20 protein-coding genes and 1 other RNA gene are annotated in these 20097 nt (G+C 70.0%); 7 read left to right on the top strand and 14 right to left on the bottom strand.

The window, feature by feature from the left end:
* The first annotated feature begins 11 nt into the window (after nucleotides 1–11).
* Nucleotides 12–971, top strand: a complete 960-nt coding sequence (locus ABAZ39_RS02035) for a tyrosine recombinase XerC (protein ID WP_038526227.1) — start codon at nucleotides 12–14, stop codon at nucleotides 969–971.
* A 79-nt stretch (nucleotides 972–1050) separates the two neighbouring features.
* On the opposite strand, the gene lpdA is transcribed toward ABAZ39_RS02035, so the two are convergent.
* The 3 genes from lpdA to ABAZ39_RS02020 all read right to left on the bottom strand — a co-directional run bounded on the left by lpdA (nucleotide 1051) and on the right by ABAZ39_RS02020 (nucleotide 4269).
* Nucleotides 1051–2451: a dihydrolipoyl dehydrogenase gene (gene lpdA, locus ABAZ39_RS02030; protein ID WP_038526224.1), complete on the bottom strand. Its 1401-nt coding sequence runs from the start codon at nucleotides 2449–2451 to the stop codon at nucleotides 1051–1053.
* A gap of 207 nt (nucleotides 2452–2658) precedes the next feature.
* Nucleotides 2659–3303: a hypothetical protein gene (locus tag ABAZ39_RS02025; RefSeq protein ID WP_038526222.1), complete on the bottom strand. Its 645-nt coding sequence runs from the start codon at nucleotides 3301–3303 to the stop codon at nucleotides 2659–2661.
* An 84-nt stretch (nucleotides 3304–3387) separates the two neighbouring features.
* Complete coding sequence (locus tag ABAZ39_RS02020) at nucleotides 3388–4269, bottom strand: alpha/beta fold hydrolase (protein WP_038526219.1); 882 nt, start codon at nucleotides 4267–4269, stop codon at nucleotides 3388–3390.
* A gap of 124 nt (nucleotides 4270–4393) precedes the next feature.
* Here ABAZ39_RS02020 and ABAZ39_RS02015 point away from each other — a divergent pair, with 124 nt between their 5' ends.
* Entirely contained in the window at nucleotides 4394–4552 is a 159-nt protein-coding gene (locus ABAZ39_RS02015; protein ID WP_038526216.1) for an entericidin A/B family lipoprotein, read from the top strand.
* Between the two features lie 67 nt (nucleotides 4553–4619).
* Here the strand turns inward: ABAZ39_RS02015 and rfaE1 are convergent, their stop codons facing one another.
* Together rfaE1 and ABAZ39_RS02005 are read right to left on the bottom strand one after the other, a co-directional pair.
* Nucleotides 4620–6065 carry a D-glycero-beta-D-manno-heptose-7-phosphate kinase gene (gene rfaE1, locus ABAZ39_RS02010; protein ID WP_038526213.1) on the bottom strand — a complete coding sequence of 482 codons (1446 nt, stop codon included), beginning with the start codon at nucleotides 6063–6065 and terminating at the stop codon, nucleotides 4620–4622.
* 82 nt (nucleotides 6066–6147) lie between these two features.
* Entirely contained in the window at nucleotides 6148–6480 is a 333-nt protein-coding gene (locus ABAZ39_RS02005) for a hypothetical protein (protein WP_038526210.1), read from the bottom strand.
* A 157-nt stretch (nucleotides 6481–6637) separates the two neighbouring features.
* Here ABAZ39_RS02005 and ABAZ39_RS02000 point away from each other — a divergent pair, with 157 nt between their 5' ends.
* The 3 genes from ABAZ39_RS02000 (at nucleotide 6638) to ABAZ39_RS01990 (ending at nucleotide 9220) form a co-directional block, all read left to right on the top strand.
* Complete coding sequence (locus ABAZ39_RS02000; protein WP_038526207.1) at nucleotides 6638–8107, top strand: sensor histidine kinase; 1470 nt, start codon at nucleotides 6638–6640, stop codon at nucleotides 8105–8107.
* 150 nt (nucleotides 8108–8257) lie between these two features.
* On the top strand, nucleotides 8258–8422 hold the full coding sequence (locus ABAZ39_RS36020; protein WP_160174793.1) for a hypothetical protein: 165 nt from the start codon (nucleotides 8258–8260) through the stop codon (nucleotides 8420–8422).
* 33 nt (nucleotides 8423–8455) lie between these two features.
* Nucleotides 8456–9220 carry a methyltransferase domain-containing protein gene (locus ABAZ39_RS01990; protein WP_038526201.1) on the top strand — a complete coding sequence of 255 codons (765 nt, stop codon included), beginning with the start codon at nucleotides 8456–8458 and terminating at the stop codon, nucleotides 9218–9220.
* 22 nt (nucleotides 9221–9242) lie between these two features.
* Here the strand turns inward: ABAZ39_RS01990 and ABAZ39_RS01985 are convergent, their stop codons facing one another.
* Nucleotides 9243–9764 carry a DUF4405 domain-containing protein gene (locus ABAZ39_RS01985; protein WP_038526198.1) on the bottom strand — a complete coding sequence of 174 codons (522 nt, stop codon included), beginning with the start codon at nucleotides 9762–9764 and terminating at the stop codon, nucleotides 9243–9245.
* A 204-nt stretch (nucleotides 9765–9968) separates the two neighbouring features.
* Here ABAZ39_RS01985 and ABAZ39_RS01980 point away from each other — a divergent pair, with 204 nt between their 5' ends.
* Nucleotides 9969–11357, top strand: a complete 1389-nt coding sequence (locus ABAZ39_RS01980) for a sensor histidine kinase (RefSeq protein WP_038526195.1) — start codon at nucleotides 9969–9971, stop codon at nucleotides 11355–11357.
* 1 nt (nucleotide 11358) lies between these two features.
* Here the strand turns inward: ABAZ39_RS01980 and ABAZ39_RS01975 are convergent, their stop codons facing one another.
* From ABAZ39_RS01975 to ABAZ39_RS01965, 3 genes are all read right to left on the bottom strand, one after another.
* The gene (locus tag ABAZ39_RS01975; RefSeq protein WP_014239415.1) at nucleotides 11359–11982 is read right to left on the bottom strand and encodes a nucleotide-binding protein; all 624 of its coding nucleotides are present in this window, start codon (nucleotides 11980–11982) and stop codon (nucleotides 11359–11361) included.
* An 11-nt stretch (nucleotides 11983–11993) separates the two neighbouring features.
* A complete protein-coding gene (locus ABAZ39_RS01970; protein ID WP_038526192.1) occupies nucleotides 11994–13601 on the bottom strand; it encodes a CYTH and CHAD domain-containing protein in 1608 nt (535 codons plus the stop codon).
* Nucleotides 13602–13696: 95 nt separating this feature from the next.
* Complete coding sequence (locus tag ABAZ39_RS01965; RefSeq protein ID WP_038526189.1) at nucleotides 13697–14791, bottom strand: class I SAM-dependent methyltransferase; 1095 nt, start codon at nucleotides 14789–14791, stop codon at nucleotides 13697–13699.
* A gap of 149 nt (nucleotides 14792–14940) precedes the next feature.
* Here ABAZ39_RS01965 and ABAZ39_RS01960 point away from each other — a divergent pair, with 149 nt between their 5' ends.
* On the top strand, nucleotides 14941–16134 hold the full coding sequence (locus tag ABAZ39_RS01960; RefSeq protein WP_038526186.1) for a phosphoglycerate kinase: 1194 nt from the start codon (nucleotides 14941–14943) through the stop codon (nucleotides 16132–16134).
* A gap of 139 nt (nucleotides 16135–16273) precedes the next feature.
* Here ABAZ39_RS01960 and recR read toward each other — a convergent pair whose 3' ends face one another.
* The 5 genes from recR to ABAZ39_RS01940 form a co-directional block, all read right to left on the bottom strand.
* On the bottom strand, nucleotides 16274–16867 hold the full coding sequence (gene recR, locus ABAZ39_RS01955) for a recombination mediator RecR (protein ID WP_014239410.1): 594 nt from the start codon (nucleotides 16865–16867) through the stop codon (nucleotides 16274–16276).
* Nucleotides 16868–16945: 78 nt separating this feature from the next.
* Nucleotides 16946–17269, bottom strand: coding sequence for a YbaB/EbfC family nucleoid-associated protein (locus ABAZ39_RS01950; protein ID WP_014239409.1), 324 nt, complete (start codon nucleotides 17267–17269; stop codon nucleotides 16946–16948).
* A 3-nt stretch (nucleotides 17270–17272) separates the two neighbouring features.
* Entirely contained in the window at nucleotides 17273–19111 is a 1839-nt protein-coding gene (locus ABAZ39_RS01945) for a DNA polymerase III subunit gamma/tau (protein WP_247881607.1), read from the bottom strand.
* 123 nt (nucleotides 19112–19234) lie between these two features.
* An RNA gene (ffs, locus tag ABAZ39_RS33670) (signal recognition particle sRNA small type) lies at nucleotides 19235–19332 on the bottom strand.
* A 134-nt stretch (nucleotides 19333–19466) separates the two neighbouring features.
* On the bottom strand, nucleotides 19467–20006 hold the full coding sequence (locus tag ABAZ39_RS01940; RefSeq protein WP_014239407.1) for a c-type cytochrome: 540 nt from the start codon (nucleotides 20004–20006) through the stop codon (nucleotides 19467–19469).
* Nucleotides 20007–20097 lie beyond the last annotated feature (91 nt).

The raw sequence follows: 20097 nt of genomic DNA, 5'->3' as shown, positions 1-20097 counted from the left end.
CGCAAGAGCGCATGACCGGAAAACAGAACCCCGTCCTCGGCTTCGCCGCCCAGCCCGACGTGCAGGACACGCTGGTCCATTGGCGCCGCTGGATGGAGAGCGAGCGCAACGTCTCGCCCCACACGCTGACCGCCTACATCGGCGACGTCGCGACCTTCCTGGAGTTCATCACCGGTTATCAGGCCAAGCCGCCGTCGATGAACGACCTTGCCGCGCTGACCGTCACCGACTTCCGCTCCTGGCTGTCCCACCTCGCCATGAAGGGGATCGGCTCCAACAGCCGGTCGCGCGCCCTGTCGTCGGTGCGCAACCTGTTCCGCTGGCTGGACCGCGACGGGCGGCTGCACAACCCGGCGATCAACACCTTCTCCGGCCCGCGCATCAAGCGCCCGGCGCCGAAGCCGCTGACCGTGCTGGACGCCGACCGGCTGTTGGAGGAATCGGAGAAGGAGCCGGACGAGCCGTGGGTCGGCAAGCGCGACCGGGCGCTGTTCACGCTGCTCTACGGCTGCGGCCTGCGCATCTCGGAGGCGCTGAACCTGACGCGCCGCGAGGCGCCGCTGGGTGAGACGCTGCGCGTCACCGGCAAAGGCAACAAGGAGCGGATCGTGCCGGTGCTGCCGGCGGTGACGGAGGCGGTGCGGGCCTACATGGGCGCCTGCCCCTACAAACAGGGTCCGGAGGCGCCGCTGTTCGTCGGGGTGCGTGGTGGGCAGCTCGCCCCGGCCATCGCGCAGCGGCGGATGCGCGACCTGCGCCGGCTGATGGGGCTTCCGGAGACCGCGACGCCGCACGCGCTGCGGCACAGCTTCGCCACGCATCTGCTGGCGGACGGCGGCGATCTGCGGGCGATCCAGGATTTGCTGGGCCACGCCTCGCTGTCGACGACGCAGCGCTACACCGACGTGGAGAGCGAGCAGCTGATGCAGGTGTACCGCTCGGCACACCCGCGGGCGAAGAAGACACCGTAGGGTCGAAGGGAGGGAGGTGCATTGCCCCCTCCCCGGCCCTCCCCCGCTTCGCAGGGGAGGGAGAGGAGAGAGACGCGCCTTAGATGTGCAGGGCGCGGCCGTCCACGGCGAGGGCGGCTTCCTTGGTCACTTCCGACAGGGTCGGGTGGGCGTGGCAGGTGCGGGCGATGTCCTCGGCGGACGCGCTGAACTCCATCGCCACGGCCAGCTCGGCCACCATCTCCGACACGTTCGGGCCGACCATGTGGACGCCCAGCACCTTGTCGGTGCGCGCGTCGGCCAGGATCTTCACGAAGCCGTCGGTCGTGCCGCTGGCGCGGGCGCGGCCGTTGGCGGTGAAGGGGAACTTGCCCGCCTTGAAGGCGACGCCGGCGGCCTTCAGCTCTTCCTCGGTCTTGCCGACCGCGGCCACTTCCGGCCACGTGTAGACGACGCCGGGGACGAGGTCGTGGTTGACGTGGCCCGCCTGGCCGGCCAGCAGCTCGGCGAGCGCGACGCCCTCCTCCTCGGCCTTGTGGGCCAGCATCGGGCCTTCGACCACGTCGCCGATGGCGTAGATGCCCGGCACGTTGGTCTCGAAATGCTTGCCGATCTTCACGCGGCCGCGGTTGTCCATCTCCACGCCGACGGTGTCGAGGCCCAGGCCGTTGGTGTAGGCGCGGCGGCCGATGGCGACCAGCACGACGTCGGCCTCGATCTCCTCGGCGGTGCCGCCGGCGGCGGGCTCGACCGACAGGGTGACGCCGGTGTTGGTGACCTTGGCGCCGGTGACCTTGGAGCCGAGCTTGAAGGTCATGCCCTGCTTGCCGAGGATGCGCTGCATCTGCTTGGACACTTCACCGTCCATGGTCGGCAGGATGCGGTCCAGGAACTCGACCACGGTGACCTGCGCGCCGAGGCGGCCCCAGACCGAGCCCAGCTCAAGACCGATCACGCCGCCGCCGATGACGACGAGGCGCTTCGGCACCTCCGGCAGCTCCAGGGCGCCGGTGGAGGAGACGATCTTCTGCTCGTCGATCTCGATGCCCGGCAGCGGGGTGACTTCCGAGCCGGTGGCGATGACGATGGCCTTCGACGCCGTGATGGTGCCGATGCCCTCGACCTCGACAGTGTTCGGGGCGGTGATGCGGCCGGCACCCTTCAGCCAGGCGATCTTGTTCTTCTTGAACAGGAACTCGATGCCGCCGGTGTTCTCTTTGACGACCTTGTCCTTGTGGGACAGCATGCCCGGCAGGTCCAGCTCGACGCCGCCGACCTTGATGCCGAACTTGGCGAGGCCGTGCTTGGCCTCCTCGTACTTCTCCGACGCGGCGAGCAGCGCCTTGGAGGGGATGCAGCCCACATTCAGGCAGGTGCCGCCCAGCGCGCTGCGCTTCTCGACGCAGGCGACCTTGAAACCGAGCTGCGCCGCACGGATCGCGCAGACATACCCGCCGGGACCGCCGCCAACCACGACGACGTCGAAAGTGCTTTCAGCCATTGGGGGCTTTCCTTCCGCCATTTTTGTGTTTGCCAAAAGCCTTCCCGTCCAGCGGGGAGGGCCGCGCGCCGATTTATGCCGCCGCTCACGCCAACTGGCAACGGGACAGTTCGTCCGGGGGGAGGGATGCCGGGTTGAACGACCGGCATGGGAACTGCCGGAACCCGTGCTGAAAAGGACGGAACCGGGGCTCGCGCCCCGGTCGCATCACACCGAAACGGCGACCAGGAACAGGCGCGGGGCGCCGCCCTGGGCCACGTTCGCCAGGGTGGTGACCTGATTGTTCGCCACATCGTACACATAGGCGGTGCGCCCGCCCGCCCAGTACCAGCCGAGGTTCGGGTTGGGTCCCGCCACGTCCGCGGCCTGGAAAGTGCCGAAGGTCGCCAGGAGCGAGACGTAGTTCAGGCCGGCGTTGCCGCCGCGCAGGGTCAGCTGCTTCACGACGTCGGCGTTGAAGCGGTTCCAGGCGTCCTGGAGGGGCGTGGCGTGAGCCGGCAGGATGCACTTCAGTTCGATGTAGACGTCGTCGGCCACTCCGGCGTTGCGGCGCAGGTAGAAGTCGGCGCGGGCGGCGGCGTTGGCATTGTTGGAGACTCCCCAGGCCGGGCCGCCGACCGTCGTGTAGGTCAGGTAGGGATTCGCGGCGTTGGTGGACGGATAGGCCCATTCCCGGTCGCAGGTCCAATTGCCCGCGACGTTCAGGAAACCATGTGCGATCTCGGCCTGGAGCCAGCCCTCCCAGCCGCCGCGGATGTTGGCGTTCTGGGCCAGCACCGTGGCCCGCGGGCCATTGATGGTGCCGTTGGCGACGCAGCCCTGGATGGTGGTCAAAAACTGCTGGCAGCGCATGGTGGTGTCTCCTTCCTCGATGCCGGGCCGGACGAAGGTCCGGGCCTCGGCACAGGGACGGTTCCGCGATGCGCGGCGTGAGGATCAGCCGGAGAAGAAATCCAGCAGCGCCCGTGCCGTCTCCTCCGGCGCCTCCTCGGGGATGAAATGGCCGGCGGGCATCACATGGCCCCCGATGGCCGGGGCGTAGCCGCGCCAGATGCCCAGCGGATCGTCGTAGAGACGCCCGACCGCGCTGTTGCGGCCCCACAGGAACAGGGCCGGTCCTTCCACCTTGCGCCCCGCCGCCCGGTCCTCGCGGTCGTGCTCCAGGTCGATGCTCGCCGCGGCGCGGTAGTCCTCGCACATGGCGTGGACGGTGGCGGGGTCGCGGAAGGCGGCGCGGTAGGCCTCCATCGCCTCCGGCTCGAAGATGTCGGCGCTGCTGCCGATGGAGCCGAGCACCTGCCCCAGGTAGAAGTCGGGGTCCGACCCGATCAGCCGTTCCGCCAGATTGTTCGGCTGGATCAGGAAGAACCAGTGGTAATAGGCGGTCGCCATGCGCTGGTCGATGCGGGCGAACACCTCCAGCGTCGGCACCACGTCCAGGAAAGCGACGCGCTCGACCCGGTCGGGATGGTCAAGGACGAGCCGGTGGGCCACCCGCGCGCCGCGGTCGTGCCCGGCCAGCCGGAAGCGGTCGAAGCCCAGCGCGGCCATCACCGCCACCTGATCGCGCGCGTTGGCGCGTTTGCAGTAGGTCTCGTGCGCGGAATCGCCCGGCGGCTTCGACGATTGGCCGTACCCCCGCAGGTCGGTCAGCACCACGGTGAAGCGCTCGGCCAGCCGCGGCGCGACCCGGTTCCACAGAGCGTAGCACTGCGGAAACCCATGAAGCAGAAGGAGCGGCGGCCCCTCCCCGCCGACCAGCGTGTGGATCTCGGCGCCGTCGGTGGCGATGCGGTGGCGGGTGAACCCTTCGAACATGCGCGCCCTCCCCTATCCGTTTGAGTGTGGAGAACTGTCCTTCCGCACGGCGAGGCTTCGGAAACCTTTGGCGGGTTTCTCGCGTTTTTCAGCCGATTGTTTTCGACCTCAAGAGGAAAATGCCATGCGTAGCCTGAAGAAGCTCGTCCTTTTCGCCGCCCTGGGTGCCGCCCTGACCACCAGCCTCGCCGCCTGCAACACCGTCGAAGGCATGGGCCAGGACGTGCAGGCGGGCGGCCGCGCCGTGGAGCGCTCGTCGGACAGCGTCCAGAAGAAGATGTGATCGCGTGGCGTGGACGCCCCGGCCGCAAGCCGGGGCGGTCGGCGCCCCGATTTCCGCATCCCAGCGTTCAGCGCTGCATGCGCTTGATGGTGTTGGTCGTGCTCTGGCCGTCCACGAGGTCGGCCAGCACGACCTTTCCGCCGTAGCTCTGCACGAAGCCGGCGCCGACCACCGTGGCGACCGTGTAGTCCGCCCCCTTCACCAGCACGTCGGGGCGCAGGGCGCGGATCAGCTCCTCCGGCGTGTCCTCGCCGAAGATCACCACCAGATCGACGCAGGCCAGCGAGGCGAGCACCGTCGCCCGCGCCGTTTCGGTCTGCACCGGGCGCGTCTCGCCCTTCAGCCGCTTCACCGAGGCGTCGCTGTTCAGCCCGACCACCAGCACGTCGCAGGCGGCCTTCGCCTGGTTCAGCAGCGAAATATGGCCGGGGTGCAGCAGGTCGAAGCAGCCGTTGGTGAAGCCCACCCGCTTGCCGCGGGCGCGCCAGCGCGCCGCCCGCTCCACCGCCTGCTCCAGCGTGTCGACCTTCTCCTCGCCGCTGCGCCATTCCTGCTCGTGCAGGGCGGACAGCAGCTCCGGCGCGCGGACCACCGCGGTGCCGACCTTCCCCACCACGATCCCGGCGGCCAGATTGGCCAGTCGCGCCGCGTCGGTCAGCTCCACCCCAACCGACAGGGCGGAGGTCAGCGTCGCCACCACCGTGTCGCCGGCGCCCGACACGTCGAACACCTCGCGCGCGTTGGCCGGCAAATGGGTGGCCCCATTACGGGTGACCACGGACATGCCGCGCTCGCTGCGCGTGGCGACCACCGCGTCGATGCCGCAGGTCTCCAGCAGGAAGCGGCAGGCGGCCTCGACCTCGGCGTCGCTGTCGGCGGGCATCCCCGTCGCCTGGATCAGCTCCTTGCGGTTGGGCGTGATGACGCTGGCCCCGCGGTAGCGCCCGAAATCGTCGCCCTTGGGATCGACCACCACCGGCACCCCGGCCTCCCGCGCCGCCTGGATGAGCTGCGCCACCAAAGCGTCGGTCAGCACGCCCTTGCCGTAGTCGGACAGGATCACCGCACCCACCGTCAGCAGGCCGGTGCGGGCGGCGACCATCACCTCCTCCTCCGACGCGATGGCGGCGATGGTTTCGGCGTCGGCGCGCAGGAGCTGCTGGCGGCCGCCAATGAAGCGCGTCTTGACCGTGGTCTGGCGCCCCGGCTCGGCGACCAGCCCGCCGCCGTCGCCCGTCTCCTTCGCCACGAGGCGGACCAGCTCCAGCCCCGCCGCGTCCTCGCCCACCACCGACACGAAGCGGCAGCCGGCGCCCAGCGCCATGACGTTGGCGGCCACGTTGCCGGCGCCGCCGAGCATGGCCGTCTCGCGCTCGATCCGCAGAACGGGGATCGGCGCTTCGGGGGACACGCGGTCGACCGACCCGTAGATGAATCGGTCGAGCATGACGTCGCCGACGCACAGCACGCTGGCGCGGGACAGGGAGTCGATGTGACGGGCAAGGTCGCTCATGCCGGTTCTACTACCAATCTTGGAAGTGGCGCGCCAGAGGAGAGCGCAGCCCCGGACGGAGCGCGGCGGTCATTCGAAGGCGTCATTCGAAGGCCGGGACCTCGTGCCGCAGATCGCCGGTGCCCTTGGCGAAGGTCAGGGTCAACTGCCCCTGCAACTCCCGCTCCGCCGCCTCGCCGGTCCCCGGAAGGGAGGGCGGCAGCGGCGGGCTGACCAGGATGCCGGCGGCGGCCAGCGCCTCGCCCAGCGCCGTCGTGCGGTTGGCGGGAACGCAGAAGGCGATGACCGCCATCACGTCGGAGAACAGCGTGTGGTCGACGATCCAGCCGCCGTTGCCGGTGATGCCGTCGGTCGTCGCCATCAGCGCGGCGGTCCGGTCGGTCTGCAAAACCGCTTCGAATCTCAGGATGGACATGGCCTGCCCTCCATTTCGGGCTGCTCGGAGGTTCCAGTATGGACCGGCGGCACCGCCCCCTCAACCGGACAAAACCCCGCACCGGCCCGGCACCGGCTGGGCAATCACGGCGGCCTGCCCTATCTTCCGGCATCCCCTGCATCCGGACATCCCGCCCATGCCCCTGCCCTCCGTGACGCGCAGCCTGTCGGCCAAGCTGCTGGTGCTGACCGTGCTGTTCGTCCTGCTGGCCGAGGTGCTGATCTACACGCCGTCCATCGCCCGCTACCGCCTGACCTATCTGGAGGAGCGGCTGGCCGCCGCCCATCTCGCCGCCCTGTCGGTGGAGGCGACGCCGGACATGATGGTGGCGATGGAGCTTCAGAACGAGCTGCTGGCCCATGTCGGCGCCCACGCGGTGGAGCTGATCCGGCCGGACAGCCGCGTCTACATGCTGTCCCGCTCCATGCCGCCGACGGTGGACGCCGTCTTCGACCTGCGCGCCGCCATGGCGCCGCGGCTGACCGCCGACGCCTTCATGGCGCTGGCCCAGCGGCGGGACCGGGTGATCCGGGTGATCGGGCCGTCGCCCAAGGACCCCGCCTTCCAGGTCGACATGGTGATGGACGAACGGCCGATGATCCAGGCGATGATCGACTTCTCGGGCCGCATCCTGGCGCTGTCGGTGGCGATCTCGCTGATCGCGGCGGTTCTGGTCTTCGTCTCGCTGACCCGGCTGCTGGTGCGGCCGATGCGCCGCCTGACCGAGGGGCTGGTCGCCATCCGCCGCGACCCGGACGGCACCCCGCCCTTCCAGCCGAGCGCCCGCACCGACGAGATCGGCGTGGCGGAGCGCGAACTGGCCGACATGCAGGCCACCATCCGCAACGCGCTGCGCCAGCGGGAACGGCTGGCCGCGCTGGGCACCGCGGTCGCCAAGATCAACCACGACCTGCGCGCCATCCTGTCGACCGCCGCCCTGCTGTCGGAGCGGCTGGCCGAGAGCGCCGATCCGGAGGTGCGGCGGGTCACGCCGCGGCTGATGGCCTCCATCGACCGGGCGGTGGAGCTGTGCGGCCAGACGATGACCTACACCCGCGACGGCCTGCTGCCCCTGGCGCGGACCGCGGTGCCGCTGCGCCCGCTGGTCGAGGAGGCCGGGACCACCGCGCTGGCCGCCCTGCGCCCGGATGTCGTGCGCCCGGACGGGGAACGGGTGGAGCTGCGCTGGAACAACCGGGTGCCGGAGGGGCTGACCGTCCGCGCCGACGCCGCCCAGCTCTCCCGCGCGCTGGTCAATCTGGGGCGCAATGCGGCGCAGGCGGGGGCCGGAGCGGTGACGGTGATGGTGGAGACGCGGCCCGGCGGCGGGCTGTTCCTGCTGGTGGCCGACGACGGGCCGGGCCTGCCGCCGCGGGCGCGGGACAACCTGTTCCAGCCCTTCGCCGGCTCCGCGCGGGCGGGCGGCGTCGGGCTGGGCCTCGCCATCGCACGGGAGGTGCTGCGCGCCCATGGCGGCGACCTGCGGCTGGTGGAGAGCACCGCGGCGGGCACCGTCTTCGCGCTGGAGCTTCCCCCGGGGATCGTCGTGGAGGAAGCCGGCCGGGTGGGCGAAATGCCCACATCGGATTCGCCCATCCCGGATTGATTTCCGGCGCCCGCTCCACCAGAATTCGCGGCACGGTCAACCCGTCGGCTTCCCGCCGGGCGCACGCCCCGCGCGGGACCGGCAGCGAAGGAAGGGAACGGGACTTTGGAAGGCACGGGCAAGTGGATCACCGGGGGGATCCTGGGCTTCATGGCGTTCATCGGCCTGCTGGCGGCGTCGCGCGCGGCGGACACGGCGTTCTATTACGGCGGCTGGCTGCTGGCCATCGGCTGCATCGGGACGATCTTCATGATGGTCACGAAGCACTACAACCACATGGACGAGCAGATCGCCCGCCAGCGCGAGCAGGAATAACCCACAACCCCCTTCAACCGGTGGAGGCCGGGCATGCCGTGGGACCCCGAACAATACGCACGGTTCGAGTCCTGGCGCCGCCGCCCGGCCCACGACCTCGTGGCGGCCCTGCCCTCCCTGACACCGCGGACGGTGGTCGATCTCGGCTGCGGGGCCGGGCAGCTCGCCCGCCTGCTGGCCGAACGCTGGCCGGAGGCCGAGGTGCTGGGGGTGGACAATTCCCCCGCCATGCTGGAACGCGCGCGGACCACGCCGTCCCGCGTGCGCTGGCTCCGGGCCGACCTGCGCGTCTGGCGCCCCGACCGGCCGGTCGACTTGCTGATCTCCAACGCCGCCCTGCAATGGCTGGACGGGCACGAGCGGCTGTTCCCGGACCTGCTGCGGGCGCTGGCTCCCGGCGGGGTGCTGGCCGTGCAGATGCCCCGCAACTTCGACGCGCCCTCGCACCGCCTGTTGTACGAGACGGCGGCGGACGGCCCCTGGGCCGAGCGGCTGGCCCCGGTCCTGCGCACCGCCCCGGTGCACGCGCCCGACGTCTATTACGGCTGGCTCGCCGCGCTCACCCGTCGCCTGGACCTCTGGGAGACGGAGTATCTCCAGGTTCTGGAGGGTGAGGACCCGGTTCTGGAATGGACGCGCGGCACGACGCTGCTGCCCGTCCTGGACACGCTGGCGGGCGCGGAGCTGGACGCCTTCCTGGCGGCCTACCGCACACGGCTCGCCGCCGCCTATCCCCGGCGCCCCGACGGCCGCACGCTGTTTCCCTTCAAGCGGCTGTTCCTGGTGGCGCGGATCTAGGCGGGCGGCCTTTTGCAAGGCGTCACGAGGCCGGTCGGGGTTGCTTCGCGGCGGTGAGGATGTTCGCCACGCCCACCGCGTTCATCCCGGCGCGGGCGCCGATGGCCGACAGCGATTCGCCGTGCTGCGCCTCGATGTTGGCGGCCTTGAGCGCCTGGATGGCCTTGTCGGCGTCCAGCCCGAAGACCGGCGCCACCGTCGCCAGCGGGGCGTTCGCCACCGCCCGCATCATCGCGCCGGGGCCGCCGGTGGAGGCCGGCGTCCCGGTCATCGCCGTAAAGACCAGCGAGCCGGCAACGCTGACCACGAAGGCCGACAGCGCCACGTTGCGCTTGAAGTACTGGAGGAAGGCCGCCCAGTTGCGCGCCAGATGCCACAGGCCGATGGCCGAAAAGCCGACGCTGAGCCATTCGTGGGAGAAGCGCACCAAGTTGCCGTTCCAGTGCAGCAGCAGCATGATTCCCGTCACCGTGGAGACGACGAACAGGACGATGGTCACCGGCGTGACGATCTGCCGGGTGATGGTGGAGGAAATGGAGGGCATGGGGGAGGACGGCTCGCGGGTTGAACGGAATGCGGCCAAAGTGAGGCCCGATTGTAACCGCTTGATGTCCCGCGCCACCCTCGAACGTAACAGACTGTAACGGCGCCCAGCGCCGCCCGCGCGCTTGACCGCCCCGCCCCACGCTCCAGATGAGTGCGTGATCCCAGTGCGTGATCGTGGTGCAACCATCGGGGCTTCCGGTTCATGGGCACGCAGGAACAGCCGGAAGCGTGGCGCGACGAGAGCGAGGAGCGCCTGCGCGCCTTCATCGAAAGCGCGCCGCGCAAGATGTGGATCGCCCGGCCCGACGGGACGGTCGAGTTTTTCAACCGTGAATGGCGCGACTACACCGGACAGGGCGGCGCCGAGGGCATGCTGAACTGGCGGGAGGCCGTCCACCCCGCCGACCGCCCACGCCTGGACGAGGTGCGCGGCCGGGCGGTTCCCCTGGGCCAGCCCTATGACGTCCAGGTCCGGCTGCGGCGTCGGAGCGACGGGCTGCACCGCTGGCACATCGGGCGCGTGTCCCCCGTCCATCTGCACGGCCGCCTGATCGCCTGGATCGGCGCCGCGACGGACATCGACAACCGCGTCCGCGCCGAGGCCGCCCTGCGCGAGAGCGAAACCAACTTCCGCACCATGGCCAACGCCATACCGCAGCTCGCCTGGATGCGCGACCCCGCCGACTACAGCATCTGGTACAACCAGCGCTGGTTCGACTTCACCGGCACCTCGATGGAGCAGATGCAGAACGACGGCTGGTGGACGGTGATCCATCCCGACCACGCCGACCTGATGCTGGAGGCCGTCACCGCCGCGCGGGCAGAGGGCCGGTCCTGGGAGTACACCGCCCCGCTGCGCCGCCGCGACGGCGTGTACCGCTGGCACCTGTTCCGCGCCGTGCCCATCCGCGACGAAGCCGCCGGCACCATCACCCGCTGGTTCGGCACCAGCACCGACATCAACGAGCAGCGCGAGGCGCAGGAGCGCCAGCGGCTGCTGACCCAGGAGGTCAGCCACCGGGTGAAAAACAGTCTGGCGCTGGTGGCGGCGCAGCTCTCACTCCAGGCCCGCGCGTCGGACAACGACGACGCCCGCAGCGTCCTGATGGACGCCTACAGCCGCGTTCTGACCATCGCCGGGGTGCACGACCATCTGTGGCGGCAGTACGACGCGAGCTTCATCGACATGTCCGGCTTCCTGCACGGCCTCTGCCGGAAGCTCCAGGAAACCGCACCGGGCCATGACCTGAGCTTCACCGGCGACCGGGTGATCGTGCCGACCGATCAGGCCGTCCCCATCGGTCTGGTGGTCAACGAGCTGGTGACCAACGCTTTGAAATACGCCTATCCCGGCGACCGCGGGGGGCCGATCCGCGTGACCCTGCGCCGGGACGGCGAGGACGCGATGATCCTGGAGGTGATGGACCAGGGCGTCGGGCTTCCCGCCGGCTTCGACCTGTCGGCGCCGACGAAGAGCCTCGGCATGCGGTTGCTGGTCAACACCGTCCGGCAGATCAACGCCACGGTGGACGCCGAACGCCTCGATCCGGGAACCCGCTTCGCCGTCGCCATTCCGGTCGGGCGGGGGTGACTTACGCCTTCTCGATGTAGGCCAGCAGCGGTTCCCAGTCGGCGCGGTGCTCGGCGGCGCGCTTGCCGGTCAGGTCGAACAGGCTGAGGCCGGAGGCCGCGGCGTCGGCGTAGATCTGGCTGTCGCGCAGGCGGGTCACCACGCTGTGCCCGACCCCGCCGAGGAACTGGTCCAACCGGTCCGCCGCCTTGGTGCGGGCGCGCAGGCGGTTGCCGACCACCGCCACCGACTTGCGGTTCTTGGCGATCGACTTCAGCTCCTCCAGCTTGCCGAGGAAGCGCTGCGTCGCCTGCTCGTCGAAGGCGCTGGGCAGCACCGGCAGCACGACGACGTCGGCCATCCGCACCAGATCCTCGATCTGCTTGGTCTTCAGCGCGGCCGGCGCGTCGATGACGAGGCGCTGGATGCCCTTCGGCGCGTCGGACAGGTCCTTGGCCCAGTCCAGACCGACCAGGGCGGAGGCCGTGGCCGGGCGGCGGGCCAGCCAGCCGAGCGAGGAGCGCTGGCGGTCCACATCGGCCAGCGCCGTGCTGTGACCCGCGGCGGCGCAGGCCGCGGCGAGGTGGGTGGCGATCGTGGTCTTGCCGCAACCGCCCTTGATGTTGGCGACGAGGATGGTCCGCATGGGCGGGAAGATTACCCCTCCCGGTCGGGCTTTGACCAGAAGGCTTTCGCGTCGGCGAACTCCTTCCACAGGTCGCGCAGTGCCGGTTCGGACTCCGCGACGCCGCGGGCGTGCCAGCCGATGACGATGCCGGCGGCGCGCGGCTCGCCCGGCTCGGGGCGGCTGCCGTCGTCGTGCAGCTCGTGCAGCAGGCGCGTCGCCGTCGCCACGTCGTTCAGGTGGCCCAGCGCGTCCTGGAAGGCCGACAGGTCCTGGATGTAGCGGCGGGCCGGCTTGTCGTCGTAGAGGCTGCGGAAGAACTCCGCCGCGTAGCGCAGCTTCTTCAGGGCGATGCGCAGCTCGTGCCGCTCGGTCACCGACAAGCTCGCGAAGCCGTGGCCAGCACGGCGGGCCTTCTTGGCACGGCGCGACAGCAGATGGTCGGCCAGATCCTCCACCGGGTCGAACAGCCGGGCGGAATGCTCGCTGACCGGCTGGTCGCGCCAGCCGCGCGATTCGACCCAGGCCCCGAACTTCAGCAGGAAGGTGGTGTAGCGCTCGGACCGGATGGCCGCGCGCACCCCTTCGTAGGCGCGGTCGCGGCGCGCGCGCGCCGCGGCGGCGAGCGCGTCGATGTCCTCCTGGAGCGGCTTGCCGTGGCCGTCGGCGCGGTGGAAGGAGTCCTTCACCGGCTCCAGCAACTCGGCCAGGAAGACGTCCCAGTCGCGCGCCGGTCCGAGGCTGCCGCCCAGCCACTTCACCTCGCCGACCAGCCAGGCGTAGGAGTCGGCGGGGATGAAGTGCTTGAACAAAGCGAGCGCCGAGCGCAGGCGGCGCAGCGCCACGCGCATCTGGTGGACGCCCTCCGCGTCCTCGCCGACCAGGGTGACCGCCTCGTTCGCCAGCATGTGGCCGATGCAGGAGCGCAGGATGCGGGCCAGCGCGCCTTCCACCGTGGTGTCGGGGTCAAGCTCCAGCTTGCCCGCCTTGACCACCTTGTCCACCGTGCCATCGGCAAGCGCATAACCACGCTCCGCCTTGGTGCGCGGGTCGAGCCGCAGCGGGGCGGCCTGGGCCAGCTCCAGCGCCAGATCGTAGAGGACGGCGGCGGAGCCTTCGAGAAGCTCCAACTCCACCTCCGACACCGGGATGGAGGCGCCATCGGGGCTGCGAATCTCGCCGCTGTCGAAGGCGACCTCGATGCGGCTGGCACTTTCGCCCTCGCCCATCGTCACCACGCGCACGGTGCGCTGGATGAGCGTGGTGAAGAGCGGCTGCAACTCCGCCACGCTGATCGAGCCCAGCAGGTCCAGCGCCTCTTGCGACTCGATGGCCGACAGGTCGGGGGCTGGTCCGGCGACCGGATGCTCCCACTCCGCCCGGCCAAGCTCGCCGCTCTCCGGCGCGCCCTTCACGGTCTGGAGATACTGGTTGCCGACCTTGCGCACGCGCAACGTCACCAGCCGCCCGGCCAGACGCCGGTCGGCGGTGTCGTAATAGGTGCTTTCCAGGGTCTTGGTGCCGGCTTTTCCCTTGGCGCGGGATGCGACCGCCGGGCAGGACCGGAGCTTCGCCATGTCTTCGGCCCTGACGGCCAGCTTCAGCTCGGTTTCCCGGTTGGACTCCGCTTCGACCACCATTCGTGCCCCGTCGTTTCCGGTGGGTCCCCGTTTTGCACAGGCCCCAGCCACGGTCAAGTTACAGAACCATGACGCTTTTGTTGCAGTCCCCGCAATCAGGGGTCCGTCTTTTCCAACACCAGGAGCTTGGACATGTAGGCCAGCGACGTCTCGCGCAGGCGCAACCCGGCGGCGGCGAACAGGGCGGGCAGGTCGTCGCGGGCGTAATGGGCGTAGAAGGGCTCGTGAAAGGACTGCGGGAAGCGGTCGATCAGCCCGTCCATCATCGGGTTGTCGCCGTACTGCACGCTGTCCATGAAGACCAGGATGCCGCCGGGCTTCAGCACGCGGGCCATCTCGGCGGCGGCCTGGACGCGGATCTTCGGCGGCAGTTCGTGGAACAGGTAGATGCAGGTCACGATGTCCTGCGACCCGGTGGCCAGCGGGATCGCCTCCGCCGCCGCCTGGACCAGCGCGCTGCTGCGCGCCCAGGGGGCGAGGTTGCGCCGCGCCTCGCGCAGATAGGCCGGGGAGAGGTCGAGCGCGGTGACCGGCAGGCGCGGGTGGTTGTCCTTCACGAAGGTCAGGAAGCGCCCCGTCCCGGCGGCCACGTCGAGCAGGCGGCAATCCGCGCTGCGGCGCGTTTTCAAGTGTTCGAAGATCGGCACCAGGACTTGGCGGCGCATGGCGTCGGCGCCGCCACCGAACAGCACCTCCACCTGATGGTCGTAGAGGCGGGCGCTCTCCTCCGTCAGGTAACCGCCGGTCTGGTAATGGAAGTTCTGGCGGTAATAGGCGGGCAGCCCCCCGCTGCCGGGCGGCGGATTGGCCCGCACCTCCACCGCCGCGTGGTCGCGGCGGCGGCGCGACACCTCCGGCACGTCGCGGAAGAAGGCGGCGGCGTCGGTCAGCAGCCGGCGCGGGTCGGGCATCAGGTCGTGCGGCAGACGGTAGTAGCCCGCCTCGATGTTGGCGAGGTCGCGGGCCAGCAGGGCGCGCAGCTCCTCAAGGATCGCGCGGGTGCCGGGCACCGGCCGCCCGCCGGGCGGGGTGGTCCGCGGCGGTCCGGTGATCCGCCGGCCGATCCGCGCGGCCATCATGTACTGGCCGAGGAACCAGGCGACGCGGGCGGACTGGCTGGCCGCGTAAGCCAGCCGGGGGGCCAACCGCGGGGCCAGCCGGGCGGAGGACGGCGGGGTGAGTCTGTTCATGGAGATAGAGATGGGATCGGCGATCCCGCCCGCCCAGAGCCCCGCCTTTTCGCCGCATGGGGCATCCGGTCGCCCACGCGGGCCGTTGCAAAGCGGGCGCCCCTGTGCTGGATTGCCCGACAAAAGTTCAACCCGTAGGGACAGCAGCCATGACCGAGTTCAACACCATCGACGACCTCGACGTGAACGGCAAGACGGTGCTGGTGCGTGCCGACCTCAACGTCCCGATGCAGGACGGCAAGGTCTCCGACACGACCCGCATCGACCGTCTGGCGCCGACTCTGACCGAGCTGGCGAAGAAGGGTGCGAAGGTCGTGGTTCTGTCGCACTTCGGCCGCCCGAAGAACGGTCCGGACACCAAGAACTCGCTGCGCAACGTGCTGGAGGCGCTGAGCGCCGCCGTCGGCCAGACCGTCGCCTTCGGCGAGGATTGCGTCGGCGACAAGGCCAAGGCCGCCATCGACGGCGTGCAGCCGGGCGCCATCGTGCTGCTGGAGAACACCCGCTTCCACGCGGAAGAGGAAAAGAACGACCCGGCCTTCGCCAAGCAGATCGCCGCTCTCGGCGACCTCTACGTCAACGACGCCTTCTCCGCCGCGCACCGCGCCCACGCCTCGACCGAGGGCGTCGCCCAGCATCTGCCCGCCGCCGCGGGCCGCCTGATGCAGGCCGAGCTTGAGGCGCTGACCAAGGCGCTGGAGAAGCCGGAGCGCCCGGTGGCCGCCGTCGTCGGCGGCGCCAAGATCTCCACCAAGCTGGACCTGCTCGGCAACCTCGTGAAGAAGGTCGACATGCTGGCGCTGGGCGGCGGCATGGCCAACACCTTCCTCTTCGCCCAGGGCGTGGATGTCGGGGCCTCGCTCTGCGAGAAGGACATGGCCGATCAGGCCCGCGCCATCATGGAGACCGCCAAGGCCGCCAACTGCGAGCTTCTGCTGCCCAAGGACTTCATCGTCGCCAAGGAATTCAAGGCCGGTGCGGCCAACCGCGCCGTCCCGGCGGACGGCATCGGCGCCGACGAGATGGCGCTCGACGTCGGCCCCAAGACGGTCGAGTTCCTCGGCCTGAAGCTCCAGGGGGCGAAGACGGTGGTGTGGAACGGCCCGCTGGGCGCCTTCGAGATCCAGCCCTTCGACGCCGGCACCAACGCCGTCGCCGGCCTCGTCGCCGAGCGCACGTCGGAAGGCGGCCTGCTGTCGGTGGCCGGCGGCGGCGACACCGTGTCGGCGCTGGCCCATGCCGGCGTGGAGGAGAAGTTCACCTACATCTCCGCCGCTGGCGGCGCCTTCCTGGAGTGGCTGGAAGGCAAGGACCTGCCGGGCGTCGCCGCGCTGAAGAAGTAAGGTTTGTGTGTCGGGTGGGTGGTCGAGACGGGCCCCCACCCTTCCCTCCCCCGCTTCGCAGGAGAGGGAGATTTAGTCCCCTCCCCTGCGAAGCGGGGGAGGGCTAGGGAGGGGGCAAGAACCTCCCCTCCCAAACACGTTACAAAGGCCGCCGCGCCTTCAGCGCCGCGGTCAGCGTCCCGTCGTCGAGATAGTCCAGTTCCCCGCCCACCGGCACGCCATGGGCCAGACGGGACACGGACACCCCGCTGCCGGACAGACGGTCGGTCACCACGTGGGCGGTGGTCTGCCCGTCCACCGTGGCGTTCAGCGCCAGGATGACCTCGGTCACCGCCGGGTCCTTCGCGCGCTCCACCAGGGACGGGATGTTCAGATCGTCCGGCCCCACCCCCTGCAAGGCCGACAGCGTGCCACCCAGGACATGGTAGGTGCCGTGAAAGGCGCGCGTGCGCTCCAGCGCCCAGAGGTCGCCGGCGTCCTCCACCACGCAGATGGTCGAGCGGTCGCGGCTGTGGTCGGAACAGACGGAGCAGGGGTCGCGGCTGTCCAGGTTGCCACAGACCGAGCAGTTGCGGATGGCCTCCGCGGCGAGCGCCATGGATTCGGACAGCGGCACCAGCAGGCTGTCGCGGCGCTTCATCAGGTGCAGCGCCGCCCGCCTCGCCGACCGCGGCCCCAGCCCCGGCAGCTTGGACAGGAGCTGGATCAGGCGCTCGATTTCAGGTCCGATCATTCAAGGCTTCGCTGGCACGGCTTCGTTGGTTTCAAAGAGCGGCCGGGCCGCGAGTGACACAGCCCGGCCATTCTACACTCAGAACGGCAACTTCATGCCCGGCGGCAGCTTCATCCCGCCCATCAGGTTCTGGGTCTCGTTGGCGACGTGCTGCTCCACCTTGGCCTTGGCGTCGTTGAAGGCGGCGATGATCAGGTCCTCCAGGACCTCGATGTCCTCCGGATCGACGATCGACTTGTCGAGCTTGATCTTCTTCATCTCGCCCTTGCCGTTGACCGTGACGTTGACCATGCCGGCGCCCGACTGGCCGGTCATCTCGACCTCGCCCAGGCGGGCCTGCATCTCCTGCATCTTGGCCTGCATCTGCTGGGCCTGCTTCATCATCTGGCCGAGGTTCTTCATGGGTCAGAAATCTCCTTCATCGTCGAGCGGGTAATAAACCCCGTCGTCCTGCTGCATGACCATAAGGTCGGGATTCTCCCCGTCATCCGCAACCTGGGGCTCGGCCTCGACCGCCGCCTTGAGGTCGCGGACATCGGTGATCTTCGCGCCGGGAAAGGCGTCCAGAACGGCGCGCACCACCGGATGCGCCTCCGCCTCCTCCAGAGCGCGCCTCTGGGCGGCCTGCTCCTGCTGGATCAGCGTCGGCTCGCCCGGCGCGTCCGAGACGATGACGACCCAGCGCTGGCCGGTCCATTCCGTCAACAGTTGGCCGACGCGATTCGGCAGGGTCGACGGGGCCAGAGTCGTCAGGCGCAGTTCCAGCCGCCCCGGCTCCAGGCGCACCAGATGGACGCTGCCGGTCAGATGGCCGTAGAGCGCGCCCTCGCGCTTCTCGGCAAAGACCTGGACCAGCGTGCGGAAGTCGCGCGGCATCGCCACGCGCTCCTCGTCCGCCACGGCGACGGCCGGCACGGGCTGGGGAGACGGCTGCGGGCTCGGCTGGGCCTGGGCGACGGCGCGCACGGCGGAGCCGCCAATCGCCACCGGCCCACCACCGGGACCGCGCGGGGCGCCACCGCCGCCTTGTCCACCACCTTGTTCACCCTGCCCACCGCCATTCTGCAAATTCTGGAACTGGCGGATCAGGTCGCCCGGAGTCGGCATATCGGCGGCGTAGGACAGCCGCACGATCACCATCTCCAGCGCCTGCTGCGGCACCGGGGCCGCCTGGACCTCGCCCAGCCCCTTCAGCAGGAGCTGCCACGCGCGGGTCAGCGCCGGCATGCCGAGCTTCGCCGACAGGGCGGCGCCGCGGGTGCGCTCCGCCTCCGGCAGGCCGGGATCGTTGGCGCTGTCCGGCACGACCTTCAGCCGCGTCAGATTGTGCACGAGGTCGAGAAGGTCCTGGAGGATCACCACCGGATCGGCGCCGACGCGGTGCAGGTCGGACAGCAGGTCCATCGCCTCCGCCGGCTTGGCCGAGACGGCGGCCTCGAACAGGTCGATCACCTTGCTGCGGTCGGCCAGACCCAGCATGTCGCGCACCTGCTGCGCGGTCACGGTCCCGGCGGCCAGCGCGATGGCCTGGTCGAGCAGCGACAATCCGTCGCGCACCGACCCGTCGGCGGCGCGCGCGATCAGCGCGGCGGCGTCCGGCTCGATCCCCGCCCCCTCCAGCCCGGTGACGCGGGTGAAGTGCTCCTTCAGCACCTGGGCGTCGACGCGCCGCAGGTCGAAGCGCTGGCAGCGCGAGAGCACCGTCACCGGCACCTTGCGGATCTCGGTGGTGGCGAAGACGAACTTCACATGGGCCGGCGGTTCCTCCAGCGTCTTCAAAAGCGCGTTGAACGCGCTCTTGGAGAGCATGTGGACCTCGTCGATGATGTAGAGCTTGTAGCGCGCCGAGACGGGGGCGTAGCGCACGCCGTCGATGATCTCGCGGATGTCGTCCACGCCGGTGTGGCTGGCGGCGTCCATCTCCATCACGTCGACGTGGCGGTCCTCGGCGATGGCGCGGCAGTTGTCGCAGACGCCGCAGGGCGTCACCGTCGGCCCGCCGGTGCCGTCCGGCCCGGTGCAGTTCAGCGCGCGGGCGATGATGCGGGCGGTGGTCGTCTTGCCCACGCCGCGCACGCCGGTCAGCATGAAGGCCTGGGCGATGCGGCCCGAATTGATGGCGTTGGTCAGGGTGCGGACGAGCGCGTCCTGCCCGATCAGTTCGGCAAAGCTCTTCGGACGGTATTTCCGCGCCAGCACCCGGTAGGCGAGGCCCCCGGACGTCCCGGAAACGGAAGAGGACATATCGGCAACGGTGGTATCGGTCACGCGGCTGGCCCGGTAATCGGCTTCACGACGGAGCGCAGAATAGCGTCACGGCACGGGGCTGTCGCCGTTTCAATTCGCTGCAGGAATTTATGGGGAAGGGTGGGAGGCTGGACGAACGACCCGAGCCGAAACTCGTTACGGCTGCTTCCTTCCGGACCTGACCGGGTTGGCGAGGGACTCGTCCGCCGCCAGCCTCCCGCGCCTTATATCGGCGATCACGCCGTCCCATGCAAGGCCAATCTGCCGGCTTTCCGTTTGAGGCGGAACGAAAAGCCCCGCGTCCGGCGGAACGCGGGGCTTTTGCCTTATTCCTAGATAAGGCCGCTGCGCGTTACTGCGGCAGCGGCGCCGGGCTGTCGGACAGGGAGCGCAAATAGGCAATGATGTTCGCCCGTTCCTGATCCTTCTTCACGCCGGCGAAGGTCATCTTGGTGCCCGGCGCGTAGGCCTTCGGGTCGTAGAGGAAGTGGTTCAGCTCGTCGTAGTTCCAGGGGCCGGCCTTGCCCTTGATCGCGTCGGAATAGGCGAAGCCGTCCAGATGGCCGTGCGGGGCGCCGACGATGCCGTAGAGGTTCGGGCCGACCTTGTTCGGGCCGCCCTTGTCGAAGCTGTGGCAGGCGGCGCAGGCCTTGGCCGCGGACTGGCCGGCGGCGGCGTCGGCCTTGGCGAGCAACGGGGCGATCTCGGCGGGGCCGGACGGGGCGGCGCCACCGCTGGGGGCCGGAGCGGCACCGTCCGGCATGGCCACCACATAGCCGGGTTTCTCAGGCGTCTTCGGGTGCACCAGAACTTCCGCGGCGAAGCCGGCCAGCATGGCGATCAGACCCGCCAGCAGCACGGCGCCGAAAATCTTGTTCCACTCCATGCTCATAACGTCTTGTTCCCCTTTTTTGTCGTGCCGCGGGCCCGTCGCCAGGGCTGGCTGGTTCTCCGCCGCACGATAGCGTGACCGCGGCGGCTTG

It is taken from the genome of Azospirillum argentinense (assembly GCF_000632475.1).
Lineage (GTDB): Bacteria > Pseudomonadota > Alphaproteobacteria > Azospirillales > Azospirillaceae > Azospirillum > Azospirillum baldaniorum.
Note: the sequence above shows the minus strand (reverse complement) of the source record. Positions and strands in the feature narration are given on the sequence as shown.

Excerpts from the sequence above, each read along its gene's own strand:
- ABAZ39_RS02005 (WP_038526210.1), bottom strand. The coding sequence starts at position 6,480 with ATGTCCATCCTGAGATTCGAAGCGGTTTTGCAGACCGACCGGACCGCC.
- ABAZ39_RS01990 (WP_038526201.1), top strand. The coding sequence starts at position 8,456 with ATGCCGTGGGACCCCGAACAATACGCACGGTTCGAGTCCTGGCGCCGC.
- ABAZ39_RS01940 (WP_014239407.1), bottom strand. The coding sequence starts at position 20,006 with ATGAGCATGGAGTGGAACAAGATTTTCGGCGCCGTGCTGCTGGCGGGT.
- lpdA (WP_038526224.1), bottom strand. The coding sequence starts at position 2,451 with ATGGCTGAAAGCACTTTCGACGTCGTCGTGGTTGGCGGCGGTCCCGGC.
- ABAZ39_RS01980 (WP_038526195.1), top strand. The coding sequence starts at position 9,969 with ATGGGCACGCAGGAACAGCCGGAAGCGTGGCGCGACGAGAGCGAGGAG.
- ABAZ39_RS02000 (WP_038526207.1), top strand. The coding sequence starts at position 6,638 with ATGCCCCTGCCCTCCGTGACGCGCAGCCTGTCGGCCAAGCTGCTGGTG.
- ABAZ39_RS02025 (WP_038526222.1), bottom strand. The coding sequence starts at position 3,303 with ATGCGCTGCCAGCAGTTTTTGACCACCATCCAGGGCTGCGTCGCCAAC.
- recR (WP_014239410.1), bottom strand. The coding sequence starts at position 16,867 with ATGATCGGACCTGAAATCGAGCGCCTGATCCAGCTCCTGTCCAAGCTG.
- ABAZ39_RS01950 (WP_014239409.1), bottom strand. The coding sequence starts at position 17,269 with ATGAAGAACCTCGGCCAGATGATGAAGCAGGCCCAGCAGATGCAGGCC.
- ABAZ39_RS01960 (WP_038526186.1), top strand. The coding sequence starts at position 14,941 with ATGACCGAGTTCAACACCATCGACGACCTCGACGTGAACGGCAAGACG.
- ABAZ39_RS01945 (WP_247881607.1), bottom strand. The coding sequence starts at position 19,111 with ATGTCCTCTTCCGTTTCCGGGACGTCCGGGGGCCTCGCCTACCGGGTG.
- ABAZ39_RS02020 (WP_038526219.1), bottom strand. The coding sequence starts at position 4,269 with ATGTTCGAAGGGTTCACCCGCCACCGCATCGCCACCGACGGCGCCGAG.
- ABAZ39_RS01965 (WP_038526189.1), bottom strand. The coding sequence starts at position 14,791 with ATGAACAGACTCACCCCGCCGTCCTCCGCCCGGCTGGCCCCGCGGTTG.
- ABAZ39_RS01975 (WP_014239415.1), bottom strand. The coding sequence starts at position 11,982 with ATGCGGACCATCCTCGTCGCCAACATCAAGGGCGGTTGCGGCAAGACC.
- ABAZ39_RS02015 (WP_038526216.1), top strand. The coding sequence starts at position 4,394 with ATGCGTAGCCTGAAGAAGCTCGTCCTTTTCGCCGCCCTGGGTGCCGCC.
- ABAZ39_RS36020 (WP_160174793.1), top strand. The coding sequence starts at position 8,258 with ATGGCGTTCATCGGCCTGCTGGCGGCGTCGCGCGCGGCGGACACGGCG.
- ABAZ39_RS01970 (WP_038526192.1), bottom strand. The coding sequence starts at position 13,601 with ATGGTGGTCGAAGCGGAGTCCAACCGGGAAACCGAGCTGAAGCTGGCC.
- rfaE1 (WP_038526213.1), bottom strand. The coding sequence starts at position 6,065 with ATGAGCGACCTTGCCCGTCACATCGACTCCCTGTCCCGCGCCAGCGTG.
- ABAZ39_RS01985 (WP_038526198.1), bottom strand. The coding sequence starts at position 9,764 with ATGCCCTCCATTTCCTCCACCATCACCCGGCAGATCGTCACGCCGGTG.
- ABAZ39_RS02035 (WP_038526227.1), top strand. The coding sequence starts at position 12 with ATGACCGGAAAACAGAACCCCGTCCTCGGCTTCGCCGCCCAGCCCGAC.